General features: G+C 67.3%; 17 protein-coding genes. 9 read left to right on the forward strand and 8 right to left on the reverse strand.

The window, feature by feature from the left end; all coding sequences use genetic code 11:
* Positions 1–8: 8 nt before the first annotated feature.
* The 3 genes from AB4Z47_RS22780 to AB4Z47_RS22790 are packed head-to-tail and all read right to left on the reverse strand — an operon-like array spanning position 9 to position 3,599.
* Complete coding sequence (locus AB4Z47_RS22780; protein WP_441953345.1) at positions 9–638, reverse strand: bifunctional 4-hydroxy-2-oxoglutarate aldolase/2-dehydro-3-deoxy-phosphogluconate aldolase; 630 nt, start codon at positions 636–638, stop codon at positions 9–11.
* Positions 635–2,248: an N-acyl-D-amino-acid deacylase family protein gene (locus AB4Z47_RS22785; protein WP_441953346.1), complete on the reverse strand. Its 1,614-nt coding sequence runs from the start codon at positions 2,246–2,248 to the stop codon at positions 635–637. Before AB4Z47_RS22785 ends, AB4Z47_RS22780 begins: the two co-directional genes overlap by 4 nt.
* 13 nt (positions 2,249–2,261) lie before the next feature.
* Positions 2,262–3,599, reverse strand: coding sequence for an amino acid deaminase (locus tag AB4Z47_RS22790; protein ID WP_441953347.1), 1,338 nt, complete (start codon positions 3,597–3,599; stop codon positions 2,262–2,264).
* Between the two features lie 103 nt (positions 3,600–3,702).
* Here AB4Z47_RS22790 and AB4Z47_RS22795 point away from each other — a divergent pair, with 103 nt between their 5' ends.
* From AB4Z47_RS22795 to AB4Z47_RS22805, 3 genes are read left to right on the forward strand one after another with little or no spacing between them, the layout of a single operon-like run.
* Positions 3,703–4,776 (forward strand): sugar kinase, encoded by a 1,074-nt coding sequence (locus tag AB4Z47_RS22795; protein WP_441953348.1) that lies wholly within the window; start codon positions 3,703–3,705, stop codon positions 4,774–4,776.
* The gene (locus AB4Z47_RS22800) at positions 4,773–5,549 is read left to right on the forward strand and encodes an IclR family transcriptional regulator (protein ID WP_441953349.1); all 777 of its coding nucleotides are present in this window, start codon (positions 4,773–4,775) and stop codon (positions 5,547–5,549) included. Before AB4Z47_RS22795 ends, AB4Z47_RS22800 begins: the two co-directional genes overlap by 4 nt.
* The gene (locus tag AB4Z47_RS22805; protein ID WP_441953350.1) at positions 5,546–5,953 is read left to right on the forward strand and encodes a RidA family protein; all 408 of its coding nucleotides are present in this window, start codon (positions 5,546–5,548) and stop codon (positions 5,951–5,953) included. Before AB4Z47_RS22800 ends, AB4Z47_RS22805 begins: the two co-directional genes overlap by 4 nt.
* 43 nt (positions 5,954–5,996) lie before the next feature.
* Here the strand turns inward: AB4Z47_RS22805 and ppc are convergent, their stop codons facing one another.
* Positions 5,997–8,768 carry a phosphoenolpyruvate carboxylase gene (gene ppc, locus AB4Z47_RS22810; RefSeq protein WP_441953351.1) on the reverse strand — a complete coding sequence of 924 codons (2,772 nt, stop codon included), beginning with the start codon at positions 8,766–8,768 and terminating at the stop codon, positions 5,997–5,999.
* A 215-nt stretch (positions 8,769–8,983) separates the two neighbouring features.
* On the opposite strand from ppc, the gene AB4Z47_RS22815 reads away from it, so the two are divergent.
* On the forward strand, positions 8,984–9,781 hold the full coding sequence (locus AB4Z47_RS22815; RefSeq protein ID WP_441953352.1) for an SDR family oxidoreductase: 798 nt from the start codon (positions 8,984–8,986) through the stop codon (positions 9,779–9,781).
* On the opposite strand, the gene AB4Z47_RS22820 is transcribed toward AB4Z47_RS22815, so the two are convergent.
* The 3 genes from AB4Z47_RS22820 to AB4Z47_RS22830 are packed head-to-tail and all read right to left on the reverse strand — an operon-like array spanning position 9,768 to position 10,888.
* Complete coding sequence (locus AB4Z47_RS22820) at positions 9,768–10,082, reverse strand: hypothetical protein (protein ID WP_441953353.1); 315 nt, start codon at positions 10,080–10,082, stop codon at positions 9,768–9,770. The genes AB4Z47_RS22815 and AB4Z47_RS22820 overlap by 14 nt on opposite strands.
* A complete protein-coding gene (locus tag AB4Z47_RS22825) occupies positions 10,079–10,408 on the reverse strand; it encodes a hypothetical protein (RefSeq protein ID WP_441953354.1) in 330 nt (109 codons plus the stop codon). The genes AB4Z47_RS22820 and AB4Z47_RS22825 overlap by 4 nt, the downstream gene beginning before the upstream one ends.
* Positions 10,409–10,414: 6 nt before the next feature.
* A complete protein-coding gene (locus AB4Z47_RS22830) occupies positions 10,415–10,888 on the reverse strand; it encodes a DNA-directed RNA polymerase subunit beta (protein ID WP_441953355.1) in 474 nt (157 codons plus the stop codon).
* Between the two features lie 187 nt (positions 10,889–11,075).
* On the opposite strand from AB4Z47_RS22830, the gene AB4Z47_RS22835 reads away from it, so the two are divergent.
* The 4 genes from AB4Z47_RS22835 to AB4Z47_RS22850 all read left to right on the forward strand — a co-directional run bounded on the left by AB4Z47_RS22835 (position 11,076) and on the right by AB4Z47_RS22850 (position 14,906).
* Positions 11,076–12,431, forward strand: a complete 1,356-nt coding sequence (locus AB4Z47_RS22835) for a helix-turn-helix domain-containing protein (RefSeq protein ID WP_441953356.1) — start codon at positions 11,076–11,078, stop codon at positions 12,429–12,431.
* Entirely contained in the window at positions 12,428–13,000 is a 573-nt protein-coding gene (locus AB4Z47_RS22840) for a GNAT family N-acetyltransferase (RefSeq protein WP_441953357.1), read from the forward strand. The genes AB4Z47_RS22835 and AB4Z47_RS22840 overlap by 4 nt, the downstream gene beginning before the upstream one ends.
* A gap of 390 nt (positions 13,001–13,390) precedes the next feature.
* Positions 13,391–13,969, forward strand: coding sequence for a hypothetical protein (locus AB4Z47_RS22845; RefSeq protein WP_441953358.1), 579 nt, complete (start codon positions 13,391–13,393; stop codon positions 13,967–13,969).
* A gap of 52 nt (positions 13,970–14,021) precedes the next feature.
* Positions 14,022–14,906 carry a hypothetical protein gene (locus AB4Z47_RS22850; RefSeq protein WP_441953359.1) on the forward strand — a complete coding sequence of 295 codons (885 nt, stop codon included), beginning with the start codon at positions 14,022–14,024 and terminating at the stop codon, positions 14,904–14,906.
* A gap of 88 nt (positions 14,907–14,994) precedes the next feature.
* Here AB4Z47_RS22850 and AB4Z47_RS22855 read toward each other — a convergent pair whose 3' ends face one another.
* A complete protein-coding gene (locus AB4Z47_RS22855; protein ID WP_441953360.1) occupies positions 14,995–15,216 on the reverse strand; it encodes a hypothetical protein in 222 nt (73 codons plus the stop codon).
* Positions 15,217–15,592: 376 nt separating this feature from the next.
* Between AB4Z47_RS22855 and AB4Z47_RS22860 the strand changes: the two genes are divergently transcribed.
* The coding region (locus AB4Z47_RS22860) for an MFS transporter (RefSeq protein ID WP_441953361.1) at positions 15,593–16,277 on the forward strand (685 nt) is incomplete at its 3' end.

The following is a 16,277-nucleotide window of genomic DNA, read 5'->3' on the forward strand; positions in this document are numbered from 1 at the left end:
GGTACCTCTCAATTCATGGATCGAACGAATGACGCCGCACGCGAGGCGATGGCGAACCAGCGGCCCGCGGCGACGTCGGCGGGGGCAACGACATCGGTTCCCGCGCTCACTGCGACGGCGCCGCAGGCGAGGAATTCGGCGGCATTGCCCGCGTTGACGCCACCGGAAGGGATGAACGCCACGTCGGGGAAAGGACCGCGCAGGTCCTTCAGGTAGCCGGGGCCGAGGGCCCCGGCCGGGAAGATCTTCACCGCTGCCGCGCCGAGATCGAGCGCCTGCATGACCTCGGTGGGAGTGAACGCGCCGAGGACGACGGGGATGTCTCGACGCACCGCGACGGCGGCGACGTCCACGCGCAGGCCAGGGGTGACCAGGAATCGGGCTCCGCTGTCGATGGCGGCCTCGGCCTGTTCGGCGGTCGTCACGGTGCCGACGCCGACCACCGCCTCCTTCACCTCGGCCGCGGCGGCGAGATGGCCGAGCACGCCCGGCGTGGTGAAGGTGAGTTCGACGGCGCGAATTCCCGAGCGCGCCAGCGCATCCGCCAGCGACACCGGATCGGGGATCTCCGGCGCCCGGACCACGCTGAGCACCCGATCGGCCCGTATCACGTCCACGGCGCTCGCAGCGGTGGTCACACTGTCTCCTTCCGTACGGCATCCCTGCGCAGCGCGCGGCCGGCGAGATGACCGGTGGGTGCGCCGTTCTCGATCGCGAACTCGCCGTTCACGAGCACATGCCGGATGCCGCGCGCCTGCTGTTTCGGGTTGTCGAAGGTCGCCGTGTCGGCAACGGTCGCCGGATCGAACACCACGAGATCGGCGGCGTAGCCCGGCCGGACGAAGCCGCGGTCGCGCAGCCGGAGCCGCTCGGCAGGCCGTCCGGTCAGGTGGTGCACGCACTCCTCCAGCCCGAGCACGCCGAGATCGCGCGCATAGCGGCCGAGGTACCGCGGGAAAGTGCCCCACGCCCGCGGATGTGGGCGGTTGCCGACGAGCAGCGCGTCGCTGCCGCCCATATGACCGGGATGCACCATGATCGCGCGCACGTTCTCCTCGTGCCCGACGTGCTGGAGAATCGTGGTGGCCAGCTGATCGCGGCGGAGCAGATCGAAGAACACCTCGACCGGCGCGATGCCGCGGTCGGCGGCGATCTGATCGACCGTCTTGCCGACGTACTCGTCGAGCGCCGCGTCTGCGACGCCGCTGATCTGGATGGTCTCCCATTCGACGGTGACGCCATGGCAGCCGTCGGAGCCCTTCACGTTGACGTCCACCGCGATTCGCGCCCGAGCCGCCGGATCTTCCAGCCGCGCCAGCGCAGCGTCCGGACCACCCGACATCGCCCAGCTCGGCAGCAACGCCGAGAGCGTGGTCGAGCCGGGCAGATACGGATAGGTGTCCAGCGTGATATCACAGCCCTCGGCCCGCGCAGCGTCGACGAGCGCCAGGAATTCCGGTGCGCGCCCGCGGTTCACGCCGAAGTTCATCGTGGCGTGCGTGAGATGCAGAGCGCATCCGGTGGTCCGGGCCACTCCGATCATCTCGGCGTAGGCCGCCAACGCGCCCGCGCCGTAGGAGCGGGTGTGCGGCGCGTAGAACCCGCCGAAGTCGGCGACCACCTCGCACAGCGCCGCCAATTCGCTGGTGTCGGCATACATTCCAGGCGTGTAGGTGAGTCCGCTCGACATGCCGACCGCACCTTCGCTCAACCCCCGGGCGAGCAGCTCCCGCATGCGCTGGATCTCGGCCGGGGTGGCCGCGCGCTGTTCGGCACCGACGACCAGCAATCGCAGCGTGCCCTGCGGCACCAGGTAGGCGGCGTTCGGCGTGATGCCCTGATCGAGCCGGTCCAGGTATTCCGCGACGGTGCGCCAGGAGAAATCCAGGTCGGCGGGATTGCCGTTCCAGCCCGCGATCTGGCGGCGCACCACCGCGAGGGCGGCGTCGTCGACCGGGGCGTAGGACAATCCGTCCTGCCCGAGCACCTCGGTGGTGATGCCCTGGCTGATCTTCGGGAAGTGCCCCGGTTCGGTGAGCAGGTGCAAGTCCGAATGGGCATGCATGTCGATGAAGCCCGGGCACAGCACCGCGCCGGGTCCGGCATCCACGACCCGATCGGCGTCGGAAACAGCACCGGGATCGGTGATCCGCGCGATGCGCCCTCGCTCGATGAGGACGTCGCCGCGAAACCGCGGCGCGCCGGTGCCGTCGATGATGTCGACAGCGCGAAACAGCAAGTCGGTCATGGGTTTCGGCTCATCAGAAGAAGGTGTGCAGGAAGTCGACGACGCGCGGCGTCGGTGCGTCGGCGTCGTCGATCACCGGAATGAGCCGCCATTTGTCGAAGGCGGTGCACGGATGGGACAGGCCGAGGCGCACGACCGTGCCGATCGGTAGCTCCGTCGCGTCGCCACCCGGTAGGCGCAGGAAGGTGTGCTGGTCGTTGAGCGCCGACACCGTGGCGGCCGGGTCCAGTGGAGTGCCTTCCGGTCCCGCAACCCGTTGCGGGACCGGAAGCCCCTCATCGAAGGGAAGATCACGCTTCCCCGCGTCCAGCAGGGCGAGACCGGGCTCCGGGCGCGAGAGCGTACGCGCCCAGCCGTGCATCGCCGAGCGCAACGGTTTCTCGCTGCGCGGCGCCGCCAAGGGTGAAATGCCCGCGTAGAAGCCGTCGTCGTGGATGAGATACGCCCCGGACCGCAGGACGACAGTGGTCGAGACACCCTGTGTGCCCTGCTCGTCGGCGAGCAGCGCGAGGCGTTCGACAACCAGGTCGGGGTAGGCGCTGCCGCCCGCGGTAACGATCGCCGGGCCGCGATACAGCCCAGCGGCGTCGATCTCGCGGTGCAGGCGCGCGAGGTCATCCAGGTAGTCGCGCACCGCATGGATGCGGGCCGGTGTGCGGTCGTGCGCGAGCGCGCCCTCATAACCGCCCACCCCGGCCAGCGACAGTCGCGACGCCGCATCGATCGCCTCCGCCACGGCGAGCGCCTGGCCGACGGTGCGCGCGCCGGTACGGCCGTGCGGCCCACCGAGTTCCACCAGCACACGGACCCGCTCCGAACCTGGGGCCGTGTTCAGATGCTCCTGCATCAGCGCGACCGTTTCGACGCTGTCGGCCCAGCAGACGAACTCGAACGACGGATCGTTCGCCGATTCCGCCGCCACCCAGTGCAGTCCGACCGGATCGACCAACGCGTTGGCCAGCAGCACCCGCGCGACACCGAAGGACCGTGCGACCTGCGTCTGCCAGATGGTGGCCAGGGTGATCCCCCAGGACCCGGAGGCCAACTGTTCGGCCCACAGCTGCGGGGCCATCGTGGTCTTGCCGTGTGGCGCCAACCGCACGCCCGCCGCGCTCACCCAGTCGGCCATTATCGCGACGTTCGCCGAGACGGCCGACCGGTCGACGGTCAGGATCGGTGTCTCCAGCTGGTCGAGAGTCGGGGTGGTCGCCAGGAATTCGCGCACGGTGTGCCCCCAGGACACGGGCGGCATGCCCTTGTGCTCGGGCCCGATCGTGCGGTCCCCGAGTGCTGCTACGACTGCTTGGTCGATCGACACGGCATTCCTTCCAGGCCAGGCCCGTGCACACATCCGATGGCAATTGCACTATGTGCAACGCTTGTTGCACATAGTGTTTGGTCTGGCTATTCTGCACGGGATGGCCGGTGGCCGCAAGAGCAGAGAGGAGATCGGTGTGACGTGGCTCGAGCCGCCCGGGACGACGGGCGTTCGACCGTCGGCCGGCCTGCGGGCGGTGACCGTCGGCGAAGGACTCGCGGTGCTGGTGGCCCAACCGGGCCCGCTGGAGGAATCCGAGACCTTCGAGCGGACCGCGGGCGGCGCCGAGGCAAACGTGGCCACCGTACTGACCCAGCTGGGTGTGGACACGGCCTGGCTGTCCCGAGTCGGCGACGATGGGTTCGGGCGGTATCTCGTGCACCACCTCGCCGATCGCGGCGTCGACGTGTCGGCGGTCGGCACCGATCCGCGGCGACCGACGGGGGTGTACGTCAAGGAACGCGGCGGCGGCTCCGGCCGGGCCACCGATCTTGCCGAGCGGGCGAGCCGAATGCTCTACTACCGCACCGGCTCCGCGGCCAGCGCGCTGTCGGCGGCCGATCTCGCCGCACTGCCCGCCGCCCAGCTGCTCGACGGCTGCGAACTGATCCACTTCACCGGCATCACCACGGCACTGTCGGAATCGGCGACCGAACTCACCGAGGCGCTGATCAGCCTCCCCCGCGACGGCAGACTCGTGAGCTTCGACCTGAACTACCGCCACGCGTTGTGGACCGGCCGCGGCACTGCGGTGGCCGAGATACTCGCGCGCCACGTGCGCGGCAGTGATGTGGCGTTTCTCGGCGCCGACGAGGCGCTCGCCGTGTTCGGCACCGGTCACGCCGACGAGTTGCGCGCGTTGTTCCCCGAGCCGCGGCAGCTGATCGTCAAGAACGACAGGCACACGGTCACCGGCTTCGACGGAACGCAGCGCATCGAGGTGCCCGCACTGACTCTCGACGTCACCGAGCGCATCGGGGCCGGAGACGCGTTCGCGGGTGGCTACCTGGCCGCGCTCCTGCACGGCAGGCCGCTGGAGCAGCGCCTGCGCCTCGGGCACCTGTGCGCCGCGGCCGCCCTCACCGGATCGGGTGACGTGGCCGAGCTCCCGCCGCGCCCAGTGCTGGAGCGGCTTGCCGACATCGACGAATCCACCTGGGCCGAGCTGTATTACAGCGACGCCGTGGTCACCGAGAATAGGGCGTCATGAGCCAGAGTTTGTCACGTGCGTTGACCATCCTCGTGTCGCTGGGTGAGGACTCCCAGTCGCTGGACCAGTTGGCGGCGCAGCTGGGCGTGCACAAGTCGACCGTGCTTCGCCTGTTGCAGACCATGGAGGCGCAGCGGTTCGTCACCCACGACAGCCAGCACCGGTACATGCTGGGTTCGCGACTGTTCGAACTGGCCAACCGCACGCTCGAGCAGCGCGACGTGCGAACTGTGGCGCGCCCGCACCTCGCCGCACTCAACGCCGCGACGAAACAGACGATCCACCTCGCCACCTACGAGTCCGGCGAGGCGGTCTACATCGACAAGCTCGATGCCACCCAAAGCGTGCGCATGTACTCGCGCATCGGACGCCCGGCCCCGCTGCACTGCACCGCCGTCGGCAAGGTGCTGGTGTCGTCGCTGCCGCGCGCGCAGTGGCAGGCGATCGCCGCGAAGATCGACTATCACCCCTTCACCGAACACACCATCCGCACGCCTGAGCACTATGTGCGGGAACTGGAAAAGGTTGCGGCACAGGGCTATGCGGAAGACCACGAAGAGCACGAAAGCTTCGTGAACTGCATCGGCGTCCCGGTCCGCGACGGCACCGGCGCCGTAGTCGCTGCGGTGTCCATGTCGGTGCCGGACATGTTGCTCGACCGCGACCAGGTGCTGGCCGAACTGCCGCGGGTCCACGCGGCGGCCGAGGCCATCTCCGCCGAGCTCGGCTGGATACCCGGCCGGGTCACGACCGCGACGAAAGGCCGACCATGAGCGAGAAGATCGCCGTCCGCACCACCGAAGCGCCCGCGCCCGCGCACACCTTCTCCCAGGGCGTGCGCAAGGGCCCGTTCGTGCAGGTCTCCGGCCAGGGCCCGGTCGACCCGACCAGTGGCGAGTACCTGCACCCGGGGGACGTCGCCGCGCAGACGACCCGGACGCTGCGGAACGTCAAGGCGATCATCGAGGCGAGCGGCGCGAAGTTCGACGACGTCGTCATGTTGCGCGTCTACCTCACCACCCGCGACGATTTCGCCGCAATGAACGACGCCTACGGAGAATTCGTCAGCGCGAATTCCACCGACAGCGTGCTGCCCAGCCGCACCACCGTCTTCACCGGACTCCCCCGCCCCGAAATGCTCGTCGAGATCGACGCCCTCGCCATCGTCACCCCCTGACACCGCGCCCGGCGCGGAGGTTTCCGCGCCGAGCGCGCCTCGGTCAGCCCGAGTTGCGCAGGGCGGTGGCCAAGCCGTTCATGGTGAGCAGGATTCCTCGCTTCACGAGTTCCGAGTCGTCACCCGCCCGCAGACGGCGCAGCAGTTCCACCTGCATCTGGTTGAGCGGTTCCAGGTAGGGGAAGCGGTTGTGGATGGACTCGGCGAGCGAGGGATTGTCGGCGAGCAGGTGGTCGTTGCCGGTGATCGCGGCGTGCATGCGGATGGTGCGGGCGTGCTCGTCGCGGATCATGCCGAAGATCTGCTCCCGCAACACCACATCGTCGACCAGTTCGGCGTAGCGGGCGGCGATATCGAGATCGCTCTTGGCCATCACCTGGGCCAGGTTCGACAGCACCGTACGGAAGAACGGCCAACGGCGGTAGAGATCGGCCAGGGTCGCCAGGCGCTCCGGATCGCCGCCGATCCACTCCTCCAGCGCCGTCCCGGTGCCGTACCAGCCGGGCAGCATCACCCGCGCCTGACTCCAGGACATCACCCACGGTATGGCGCGCAGGTCGGCGACCGAGTTCGTCGGCTTGCGCGAGGCGGGCCTGCTGCCGATGTTCAGGTCGCCGACCTCGGCGACCGGCGTGGACTGGCGGAAATACTCGACGAATCCCGGGGTGTCGTGCACCAGGTGGGCATATGCCGCGCGGGCGCGCTCCGCCAGATCGTCCATGATGCCGTAAGACGGCTCCGCGTCCGGGCCGAGGCCCTCCACATCGAGCAACGTCGACTCCAAGGTGCCCGCGATCAGCGACTCGAGATTGCGATGCGCCGCACCGGATTCCGCGTATTTGGCCGCGATCACCTCGCCCTGTTCGGTGAGCCGCAGCGAGCCGCGCACCGCGCCCGCGGGCTGGGCGAGAATGGCGTCGTAGCTGCGTCCGCCGCCCCGGCCGACAGTGCCACCGCGACCGTGGAAGAGCCGCAACCGGATTCCGGTCTTGCGGGCGACCTCGATCAGCTCCAGCTCCGCCCGATACAGCGCCCAGTTGGCGGCCAGATATCCACCGTCCTTGTTGGAGTCGGAGTAGCCGAGCATCACCTCCTGGCGCATCCCCTGTGCCGTCACCAGCTCGTGATAGACCGGCACTTTCAGTGCCGCGGCCAGGGTCGCGGCACCAGCGCCCAAGTCCTCGATGGTCTCGAACAGCGGCACGATGCCCACCGAGCAGCTCGGCGGTCCGTCCGGCTCGCCGGGATCGAGCAGCCCGCCCTCCTTCAGCAGCAGCGCGGCCTCGAGCAGATCGCTGACCGACGTGCACATGCTGATCACGTAGTTGGGCACCGCCTCGGCGCCGAGAGCCGCCACGACATCCCGTGCGGCCCGGACGATGTCGAGTTCCTTCGCGGCGAGTTCGCTCAGCCGCGCATGCGGGCCGAGCAGCGGGCGGCGGGTGCGCAGCTCGGCAGCGAGCAGTTCCACCCGCTGCGCCTCGGACAAGCTCGCGTAGTCCGGGTGCACGCCTGACCAGGCCAGCAGCTCGGTGACCACCTGCTCGTGCACCTCGGAATTCTGTCGCATATCCAGGCCCTGCAGGTGAAAGCCGAACGTCTCCACCGCGTGGCGCAGCCGCGCGAGACGGTCATCGGCGAGCAGGTCGTCGCCGCTGCCGCGCAGCGACGCGTCCACCGCGTCGAGATCGTCGAGAACCGCTTGCGGCGTCGAATACGGTTGCGCCCCGATGTCGAGGCCACCAGGCTGTACCTCCCCGATCGCGGCCTCGGCGGTGGCAGTCACACGACCGCGAATATGGTGCAATGCACGACGATACGGCTCGTCGGCGTGCATAGCCGGATCGCGGTAACCGGTCGCGGCGAGAGCAGCCACCTCGGGCGTCACCGCGACCAGACGGGCCGAGAGCGACAGCGATTTCTCCAACTCGACCAGCTCGTGCAGATAGCGCTCGAAAGCGACAGCCGCGGCACGATACGCCGCCTGACACACGACATCGGCATTCACATAAGGGTTTCCGTCGCGGTCGCCGCCGATCCACGAACCCGGACGCAGGATCGGGCGCCTCAACAGCTCGACTCCCGGCCAACGCGAACGCAGGGCAGCGCGCACTTCGGCGTTGATCGCCGGGATCACGTCGAACAGGGTGATGTCGTAGTAACGCAGACCCACCGAGATCTCGTCCTGTATCTGCAAGCGCGCCAACCGGATCAGCGCGGTGTGCCACAGGCTCAGCACCTGGCGGCGGATCTGCTGCTCGAAATCGGCGCGCTCACGCTCGGTCTCGGTGTAGCGCTGGCGCAGGCGCATCAGTTCGGTGATCCGGGTCTGCACATCGAAGACCGTGCGACGGCGGGTCTCGGTCGGGTGCGCGGTGATCACGGGCGACACCAGCGCGTCGGCCAGCAGATCGGCAACCCGGTCGCCGTCCAGCGCGGCCGCGTCCAGCTTGCGGTAGGTCGCCGCCAGCGACGAATCCTGCGGTGGCTCCCCGGCCGACTCGTGCGCGGCGCGGCGACGATCGCGCTGGATGTCCTCCGCCAGATTCGCCAGTAGCACGAAATAGCTGAACGCGCGGATGAGTGGGAGAGCCACCGCGATGTCGACACCGTCGAGCATCTCCGCGACGGCGCTGCGTCCGACCTCCTCGCGGCGCACCCGGAACGCCTCGATACGCACCCGCTCGATCAGGTCGAAGACCTCAGGGCCCTCGTGATCGCGGATGGTGTCACCGAGCACACCACCGAGAAACCGGATGTCGTCGCGCAGCGGCCGGGTGGCGTCCTGTTGCGTCTCGATCGTCGATTCGCCCATGCTCAGACAGTATTGTCCTCCGACCGGCGACGGTATGCGACGCGGCACACATCAGGACGGCGCAGGCTTGCCGCGCCGATGAACACGCAGGCCGGATCCACAGCAGCGGCGCGAGCCGGTCGGTGGCGGCGGACAGGCCGGTGGCTGGATGGCCGTTGCTGGAATTCCCTTTGGCATGATCGGTAGTTCAGCGATCCACACCGGAGAGGGCGCAGATGACCATCCTGGTAACCGGGGCCACGGCAAACATCGGCCGCAAGGTTGTCGACCACTTGCTCGCCCGGGGTGCCACCGATATTCGCGCGCTCACCAACAATCCGCGGAAGGCCGCGCTACCCGCCGCGGTGCAGGTTGCCGAGGGCCACCTGCGGCAACCAGACACCCTGCCCGCGGCGTTCGCGGGAGTGGAGCGGATGTACTTGGCGCCGACACCCGACAACGTCACCGAGGTTCTCGCGCTGGCCCGCGCGGCCGGTGTGCGGCATGTCGTCGACCTGTCCGGTGAACCGGAGAGCTGGTGGGGCAGCGTCTGCACGGCCGTCGAGGACAGCGGCCTGGCCTGGACCCATCTGTGGCCCGGCGATTTCATGGAGAACACCCTGATCTGGTCGCAGCAGATCCGCGAGACCGGCGCCGTCCTGGAGCCGCGGCCCGACGCTGCGAGCGCGCCCATCGCCATGGACGACATCGCCGCCGTCGCCGCCACCTGCCTGCTGACCGACACCCATCACGGCCGGTCCTACCCGCTGGCGGGGCCGGAGATCCTGACCCGCACCGACCTGGTCCGGCACCTCGCTGACACACTCGGCCGCGATATCGCCTGCCACCGGTCCTCGCGCAAGGACACCGTCGCCGCTCTCACCCCCGCCATGGGCGATACCGCGACCTGGTACGTCGACTGTTCGCGCAGCCCTTCCCCTTTCGGGTGCCCCGGCACGCGTGCTTACCTCTGTGGTGCAAGAGGGTGGACCGGGGGCGCGCATCGTGGCGGGGTGGTTGTCAGGTGCCGGTGATGTGCTGGCCGATGATCGCGGGTATCAACAGGTCGAGAAAGGTGATCTCGTCGGCGGCGGCAATGTTGTCGATGATGGGATCAAGCACCGGTGCCGCGTAGATGCGGCCGGTGTGGGGTGCTGCGGCGGTGCGGGCGCTGGTGATCAGCTCATAGACCACCATCGCCATGACACGCACGCGGGCGGTGTCGCTCATCCCGTCCCGCACGGCATCCGCGGTAGTGGCTATCAGGGTGCCAATTACGTCGGTGAGGACGTCGAGTTCGGCGGCGGCGCGCTCGGCGTCCTGGTCATCGGTCACCGACCGGCCTGCGGCGGCCGGACTGGTGCCGGGGCGGGCTGGGTAGCTACTTCGGAGTATCGGGTGCGGACGAACACGATGCGGATACCGATCCACGGGCATTTCTGGCCTCCGAGTGCAATGTCCAACGGGGAATCGTGGTCGGCCATGCGGCCGTTGACGACCTTCACCATCTGCCCGAAGCAATTCATAGAAGGGCACTTCACCGACAACACCTCACCCGTGCCGGAATGCATGGTGAACAGCCCGCACTGCTCGGTGGTGATCCACGGCTCACACCCTGGGCCACACCCGTACGGCACTGTGGCCGTGGTGGTGTCAGGCATACGCCCTCACCGCCCACGCTGCCCGGAGTGCTGGGCAGCGCATCCCCGGATCGCTTCGACCACCACCCGCCCCGGTGGCCGGTAGGAGTCGCGGGGTGGCTGTACCCACGCCCGGAACAAGCCAGGGCGCTGTCCGGGACCGGGCAACGCGATCTCTCCGGCGCGCAGGATCGACACACCCAACCGCGACATTTCCGCGAACAACCGAATGTCCTCCGGCAGGTCCGGGCCGATGAGGAACGTCCACCGCTGCGAGCGCGGATCCGTCAGTACCGGCCCCGCCGACTGGCCCGCGCGCTGTATCCACGCTTTGACTTCCGAGCCGATGAACGCGGGCATCATCAACCCACATACCCGCCCCGCCCGCAGCGTGATTCGCCCCAAATGCGGCGGGTGGACTTCGGCAGGTAGGTCACACACCTTCCGGTAGAAGTGACACACCGACAACGGTGTGCGCCCAAACTGTTTCGATGAATCCACAAACGACTCCCCTGCTCGATGCACTGGTGTGCACCCGCCGCCGGGGAACCGATGAGGGCACCGCATCAACCCAGCGGCGGGGCCCCTCCAGCCTGTCCATGCTGAGCATGTAATCCCAGACACGGAACTCGTACGGAGGTTGTACTCTTCCCGTACGGACCGTCGCCGGCGCGGGCAAGGGGTGGCAATGATCGTCATCGACAAATGGACGCGAGTCGAGGTTCGAGCTTTGCGCGTTGCCGCTCTGCGGATTACGCAGGAGGAGCTTGCCGAGACGCTCGGGTTCAACGTCGAGACCATCCAGAAATGGGAACGAAAGACAAGGGCCGATCGCCCGGTCGTACGCAAGTCGGCAGCGGCGCTAGACGAGCAACTTCGGCGGCTCAACGCCAGCCAGCTCCAACGGTTCCGGGCTGCACTCGCGAATGCACCTGCATTCCAGGACGGGCATTCTGTACTCAGCGGCAATGTGGTCTCGGGCGCAGACGAGTCGCCGCGACCAGGTGATCTCCGGACTGTTGCGTGGGAAGTCGAGGACGACGTGAAACGGCGTGAGTTCGGCAAGTTGGCTACGGCCGGGGCTGTCGCGATCTTTCTCCCCGAAAGCCGCGGCCGCATCGGCATGAGTGACGTCCAACGGCTCTTGGTTGGTGTCGACGCACTCGATCAGGAGGATCAGCGCACAGGCGGAGCCCAGTTGGTCGATGTTGCCGTCGAAAAGCTGGCGCACGCCATAGATTGGCTCGAAACCGGTGCATTTGAACCGGCTGTTGGGAACGCATTCACCAGGGCGACCGGAGAACTTGCAGTGCTCGCTGGGTGGCTAGCCTACGACGCGGATCGGCACCCGCTCGCGCGCCGGTGCTTTGCTGACGCCATGGCGCTCGCCACCGAGGCCAACGACAACGACCTGATCGCACACACTTGCTTGTATGCGGCGAATCAATCCTGCTCTCTTACGCGTGCCGACCTCGGCGGAAGCCCGTATAAGGCGCTCCAACTGTCTAATCGTGCCCGCGAACTGATGCGTGGTCGGCCACCAGGTCGAATCCATGCGTTGATCGCCGTTCGTGAGGCGCAGGCGTACGGTCTCCTCGGTGACCGGGTGGCGTTCGGCCGCGCCATTGCGACAGCGTGGCGTGAGTTGGAACAAGCCATGCAGTTCGAGCCGCTGGAGGAAGTTCCGCAATGGCTACGATTCGTGACGTATTCGGAGATCGCCGACCACGAGGCCCGCGGCCACGCTGATGCGGGTGACCTGCATCGATCTGTCGAGTTGTACGCGACTGCCGTGGACCGACCCACAGGAATGCGTAACGCCACGATCGTCCGCGCATGGTCGGCCGCGACCAGGGCTCGCCTCGGCGATATCAGTGGCGCACTCGAGCATGGGTTTCCAGCGTTGGTGGACCTGTCCGCCATAGCGTCGACACGCACACTACGTCGCCTTGCGCCGGTTCGGACCGCGGTCGATCGACTGCCCGCCGGTGCCGATTTCCGCGACTTGTACGACTCCCTGACCGAGAAAGCGATGACCGCATGACCGGCTCGCCTGATGGCCTGGAGTTCGAGCACTGCACGGCTGTCGAAACGCGTTCTCGCCGTGAAATAGTCGAGGGAATCTACCGCCGTTCGTATGTCGATGCCATCGCCTCCGGAGATCCGTTCGACTCACCGTCGGAATTCATGCGCCGGTTCGATTCCTATACCGATCCCCGTAGCAACGGATTCGCGTACGTACTTGCGCGAGTGGGTGGTAAGCCCGCAGGTCAGATCTGGGGCTGGCCGTTATCCCCGCAAGCGCGATGGTGGACGGGATTGCATCTCGACAGCGGCGACCTCGAGGAGTTCACTACCGAGAACGGCACACGCACGTTCGGACTCAGCGAGATCATGGTGTGCGCCGAATATGCTGGTCAGGGTATCGCACGCGCTCTGCATGACGAATTGCTCGGCTCGAGAACCGAACGGCGCGCGACACTTCTCGTCGAGACGGACAACGAGCGCGCCTACGAGCGTTATCGACGCTGGGGCTGGAAAAGGGTCGGATCGCTGCGCCCATCCTGGCCGGACGCCCCACATTTCGATGTGCTGATCCGCGAGTTGCGCTGACCAGCCGCGTCATCTGAGCTTGGTGCGGTTGTTGTTCATGTGATTGAGCTAATTTCTGGTTAGTACCTTTCTTTCGTGTCGCATCGTCGTGTCGTCTGCGTGGTGTGGGTTCTCGGGGCACACACCGACCGTGCTCGCGGACTCCGTAGGGATGGAGCGGCGTCACGTGCTGGCGCCTGCGACGCTGGCGGCGTCTTATGTGCCCGATCCCATCGACGCTGCGCCGCGTCGATCCGTGGAGATCGAGCGAGGATGTCAGGTGCTGCGAAACACAGGGTTGGGAACCAGCGGCACCAGGCAGCATCATCTATTCACTCTTGGCGCGGATTCGGTTGTGCGACATAATGAGAGGTCTCGACATGTGGGGGAAAAATGATCGTTCTTCGCATGATGGCCTTCGTCGCGATCGTTGTGAGCATAAGCGCATGCGCCACTTCGATCCCGAAACAGGAAGCGGGCGAATCGGTTTCCGTGCAAACGCCTCCTCCCGGGGAGACCGACGCAACCTCGATCCCCGACCCCGACGGCCCTCCCGGGCAACCGATGAAGACCGACGCCGGTCGTGTCCCCGGGGCGCCGATCAAGATTCCGGGGTTCATCGAATTGGGGGACGACATCGACTATCTGCACAGCAAAGCGGAGGCCGACATCGATGCGGCGTGCGATGGCTGCGTCCAGGTCAAGACAGAAATCGGCACGGACACAACGAAAACCCGGTGTCAGTACACGGGGTACAAGGGCGCCAAGAGTGAACCGCGAGAGAGCGGGGTCGGCGAGTGGTTGATCATCGACCGCAACTCGACCCTGGTCTTGTTGAGCGGGACGCTGCCCTGCACGTCCGGCACCGCGACACCGACCGAAACGGCCACACCCCCTGATAGCAGCACGAGCCGTTCCGCGACGGCGACCCGCTCCGGCTCTCCGGCACCCACCTCCTCCCATGCCCCAACCGTCCGAACCACCCGCTGACCCGGCACCAGCCGACCCGGTGCCGTCGCCGCAGAGCTCACCATTCGACGGGTTGACCAAGGTAGCCACAGTCCTCGGGCAGTTCGTGGCTCCGACGACGCTGCTGACCGCGGTGCTTTTCTATTTCGGGTGGAATCACACGTATCGGTTCTTCGAGTACTTCGGTGTCAACTCGACGTCACTGCATCCGAGTATCCGCGAGTACCTGATGCGCAGCGTTGACGCGTTGTTCGTGCCGCTGATCGTGGCCGGGGTGGTCGGTATGGCACTGATGTGGGGATACATCGCGCTTCCCGAGTCGGTCCGCCGCGGTCGGCACCCACGCTGGCACACCATCACGATGACGGTGGTCGCGGTGGCGCTGGTGTTCAACGGGGTGAGCCGGATCTACGTCGTGACACCGCTCAACAGCGGCCTGTGCGTGGCTCCGTTGTCGATCATCGTCGGCGTCGGCGTGCTCGGGTACGTGGTCGTGGTGCGGCGGAGGCGGCTGCGTGAGCTTCACCCCGACACCCCGCCGCGCACCGAGGCCGCCACGTTCATGGAGTGGGCGACCATCTTCGTTCTGGTCGGCATCACCCTGTTCTGGATCGCCACCGACTACTCCGTCGCCGTCGGCCAGACGCGTGCCCGCGAAACCGCCGCCGAGATACCGTCGCGTCCAAGAGTGGTCGTCTACAGCGAAAAAGATCTGCACCTGTCCACCTCCGATGTGCGCGTGGTGGAGTGCCGCAGTCCCGACCCCGCCGCCGGTTCGGCGTATCGGTTCCGCTACGACGGACTGGTTCTGCTCACCCAGATCGGCGACCAATATGTCTTGCTTCCCACAACCTGGCAGTACCGACACGGAGCGGCCATAGTGCTGCCGACGTCGAGCCCCGGCAACATTCGTTTCGAGTACCGGCTGCCGGGCGACCGCGCGACCGACACCTGCTGACCGCGGAATCCGGCTCTGTTTCCGGACTGTGGCTGTCGCCGGCGGCCATTGTGCACCTCTCGGTCTCCGCCCACGGTGTGCCACAGGCTCAGCACCTGGCGGCAGATCTGCTGCTCGAAATCGGCGAGTGCGGCCTGCCAAAAGCGGGTGGCGTGGTCGGGTCGGTGGCGCAGGCGGCGACGCCGCGCCGCACGCCGGGCGGGTGCGGCCCCGCCTCGTTGCAGTCCTCGAAGTAGCGGCCCTCGACCAGCGGGGAAGTGGCCAGCAGCACCGACGTGGCCGCACCCTGCTCGACTGTTCTCCAGGACACGTCCGTACTGCCCGGGTCGAACGAGGTCGGTGCAGCGGCGATATCAGCGATGTGGCGCGATAGGAGCCGATCCGCGCCGACGCTGCTGGCAGACCTCTCGCCGGTCGAGGCTCTGTGCGCCTGGGCCACGCCCCCGCTATCGAGTTGAGCGATGACGGCAGCCAACTGCTGCCCCTTTGAGCACATCATCGAGGGTGCGGGGTGGATCGGCGGGAAAATCGGGTGATTTGTGTCGGTGCCGACCGGAATACTGACTCGGACCCGATGAGTTCGAGCAGCTGATTCCGTCTCAACCACCGTGGCGCCGGGACGCGATCCGGTGACTCGGCAACGGGCCACGTATTCCTGCCAACCCGCCATACTCCGGAGGTATCCGATGCCCGCCGAACCATCCGCTCCCGCCTCGAGAGGACGGACACCGACCGTCATCCGGGTGCTGGTACTCGCGACTTTCGTGGTGATTCTGAACGAGACCATCATGATCAACGCGATCCCACGGTTGATGGAGGACCTCGCGGTCGCCGAGCGGGCGGCGCAATGGGTGTCCACCGCGTTCATGCTGACGATGGCGGCGATCATCCCGACTACCGGCTGGTTCCTGCAGCGTGTGTCGACCCGACAGGCGTACGCCGTGGCGATGGGGGTCTTCCTGGCCGGTACCGCGCTGTCGTCGCTCGCACCGTCGTTCGCGGTGCTGCTACTCGGACGGATCATCCAGGCCGGCGGTACCGCGGTGATGATGCCGCTGCTGATGACCACACTGATGACGGTGGTGCCCGAGCAGGACCGCGGCAGGGTGATGGGCAATGTCACCCTGGCTATATCGGTGGCACCCGCGATGGGTCCGGTGATCTCCGGAGCGGTACTGCAGATCGGTTCGTGGCGTTGGCTTTTCGTGCTGGTGCTGCCGATCGCGGGGGTGGTCACCTGGCTGGGCCTGCGCCAGCTGGAGAACGTCGGTGAACCGCGAGCCGGGGGGATCGACTCGGCCAGCGTGGCACTGGCCGCGCTCGGGTTCGGTGGGCTGGTGTTCGGGCTCAGCCGGTTCGAGAGCGGCAACC

Source organism: Nocardia sp. 2TAF39 (assembly GCF_052114905.1).
Taxonomy (GTDB): Bacteria; Actinomycetota; Actinomycetes; order Mycobacteriales; family Mycobacteriaceae; genus Nocardia.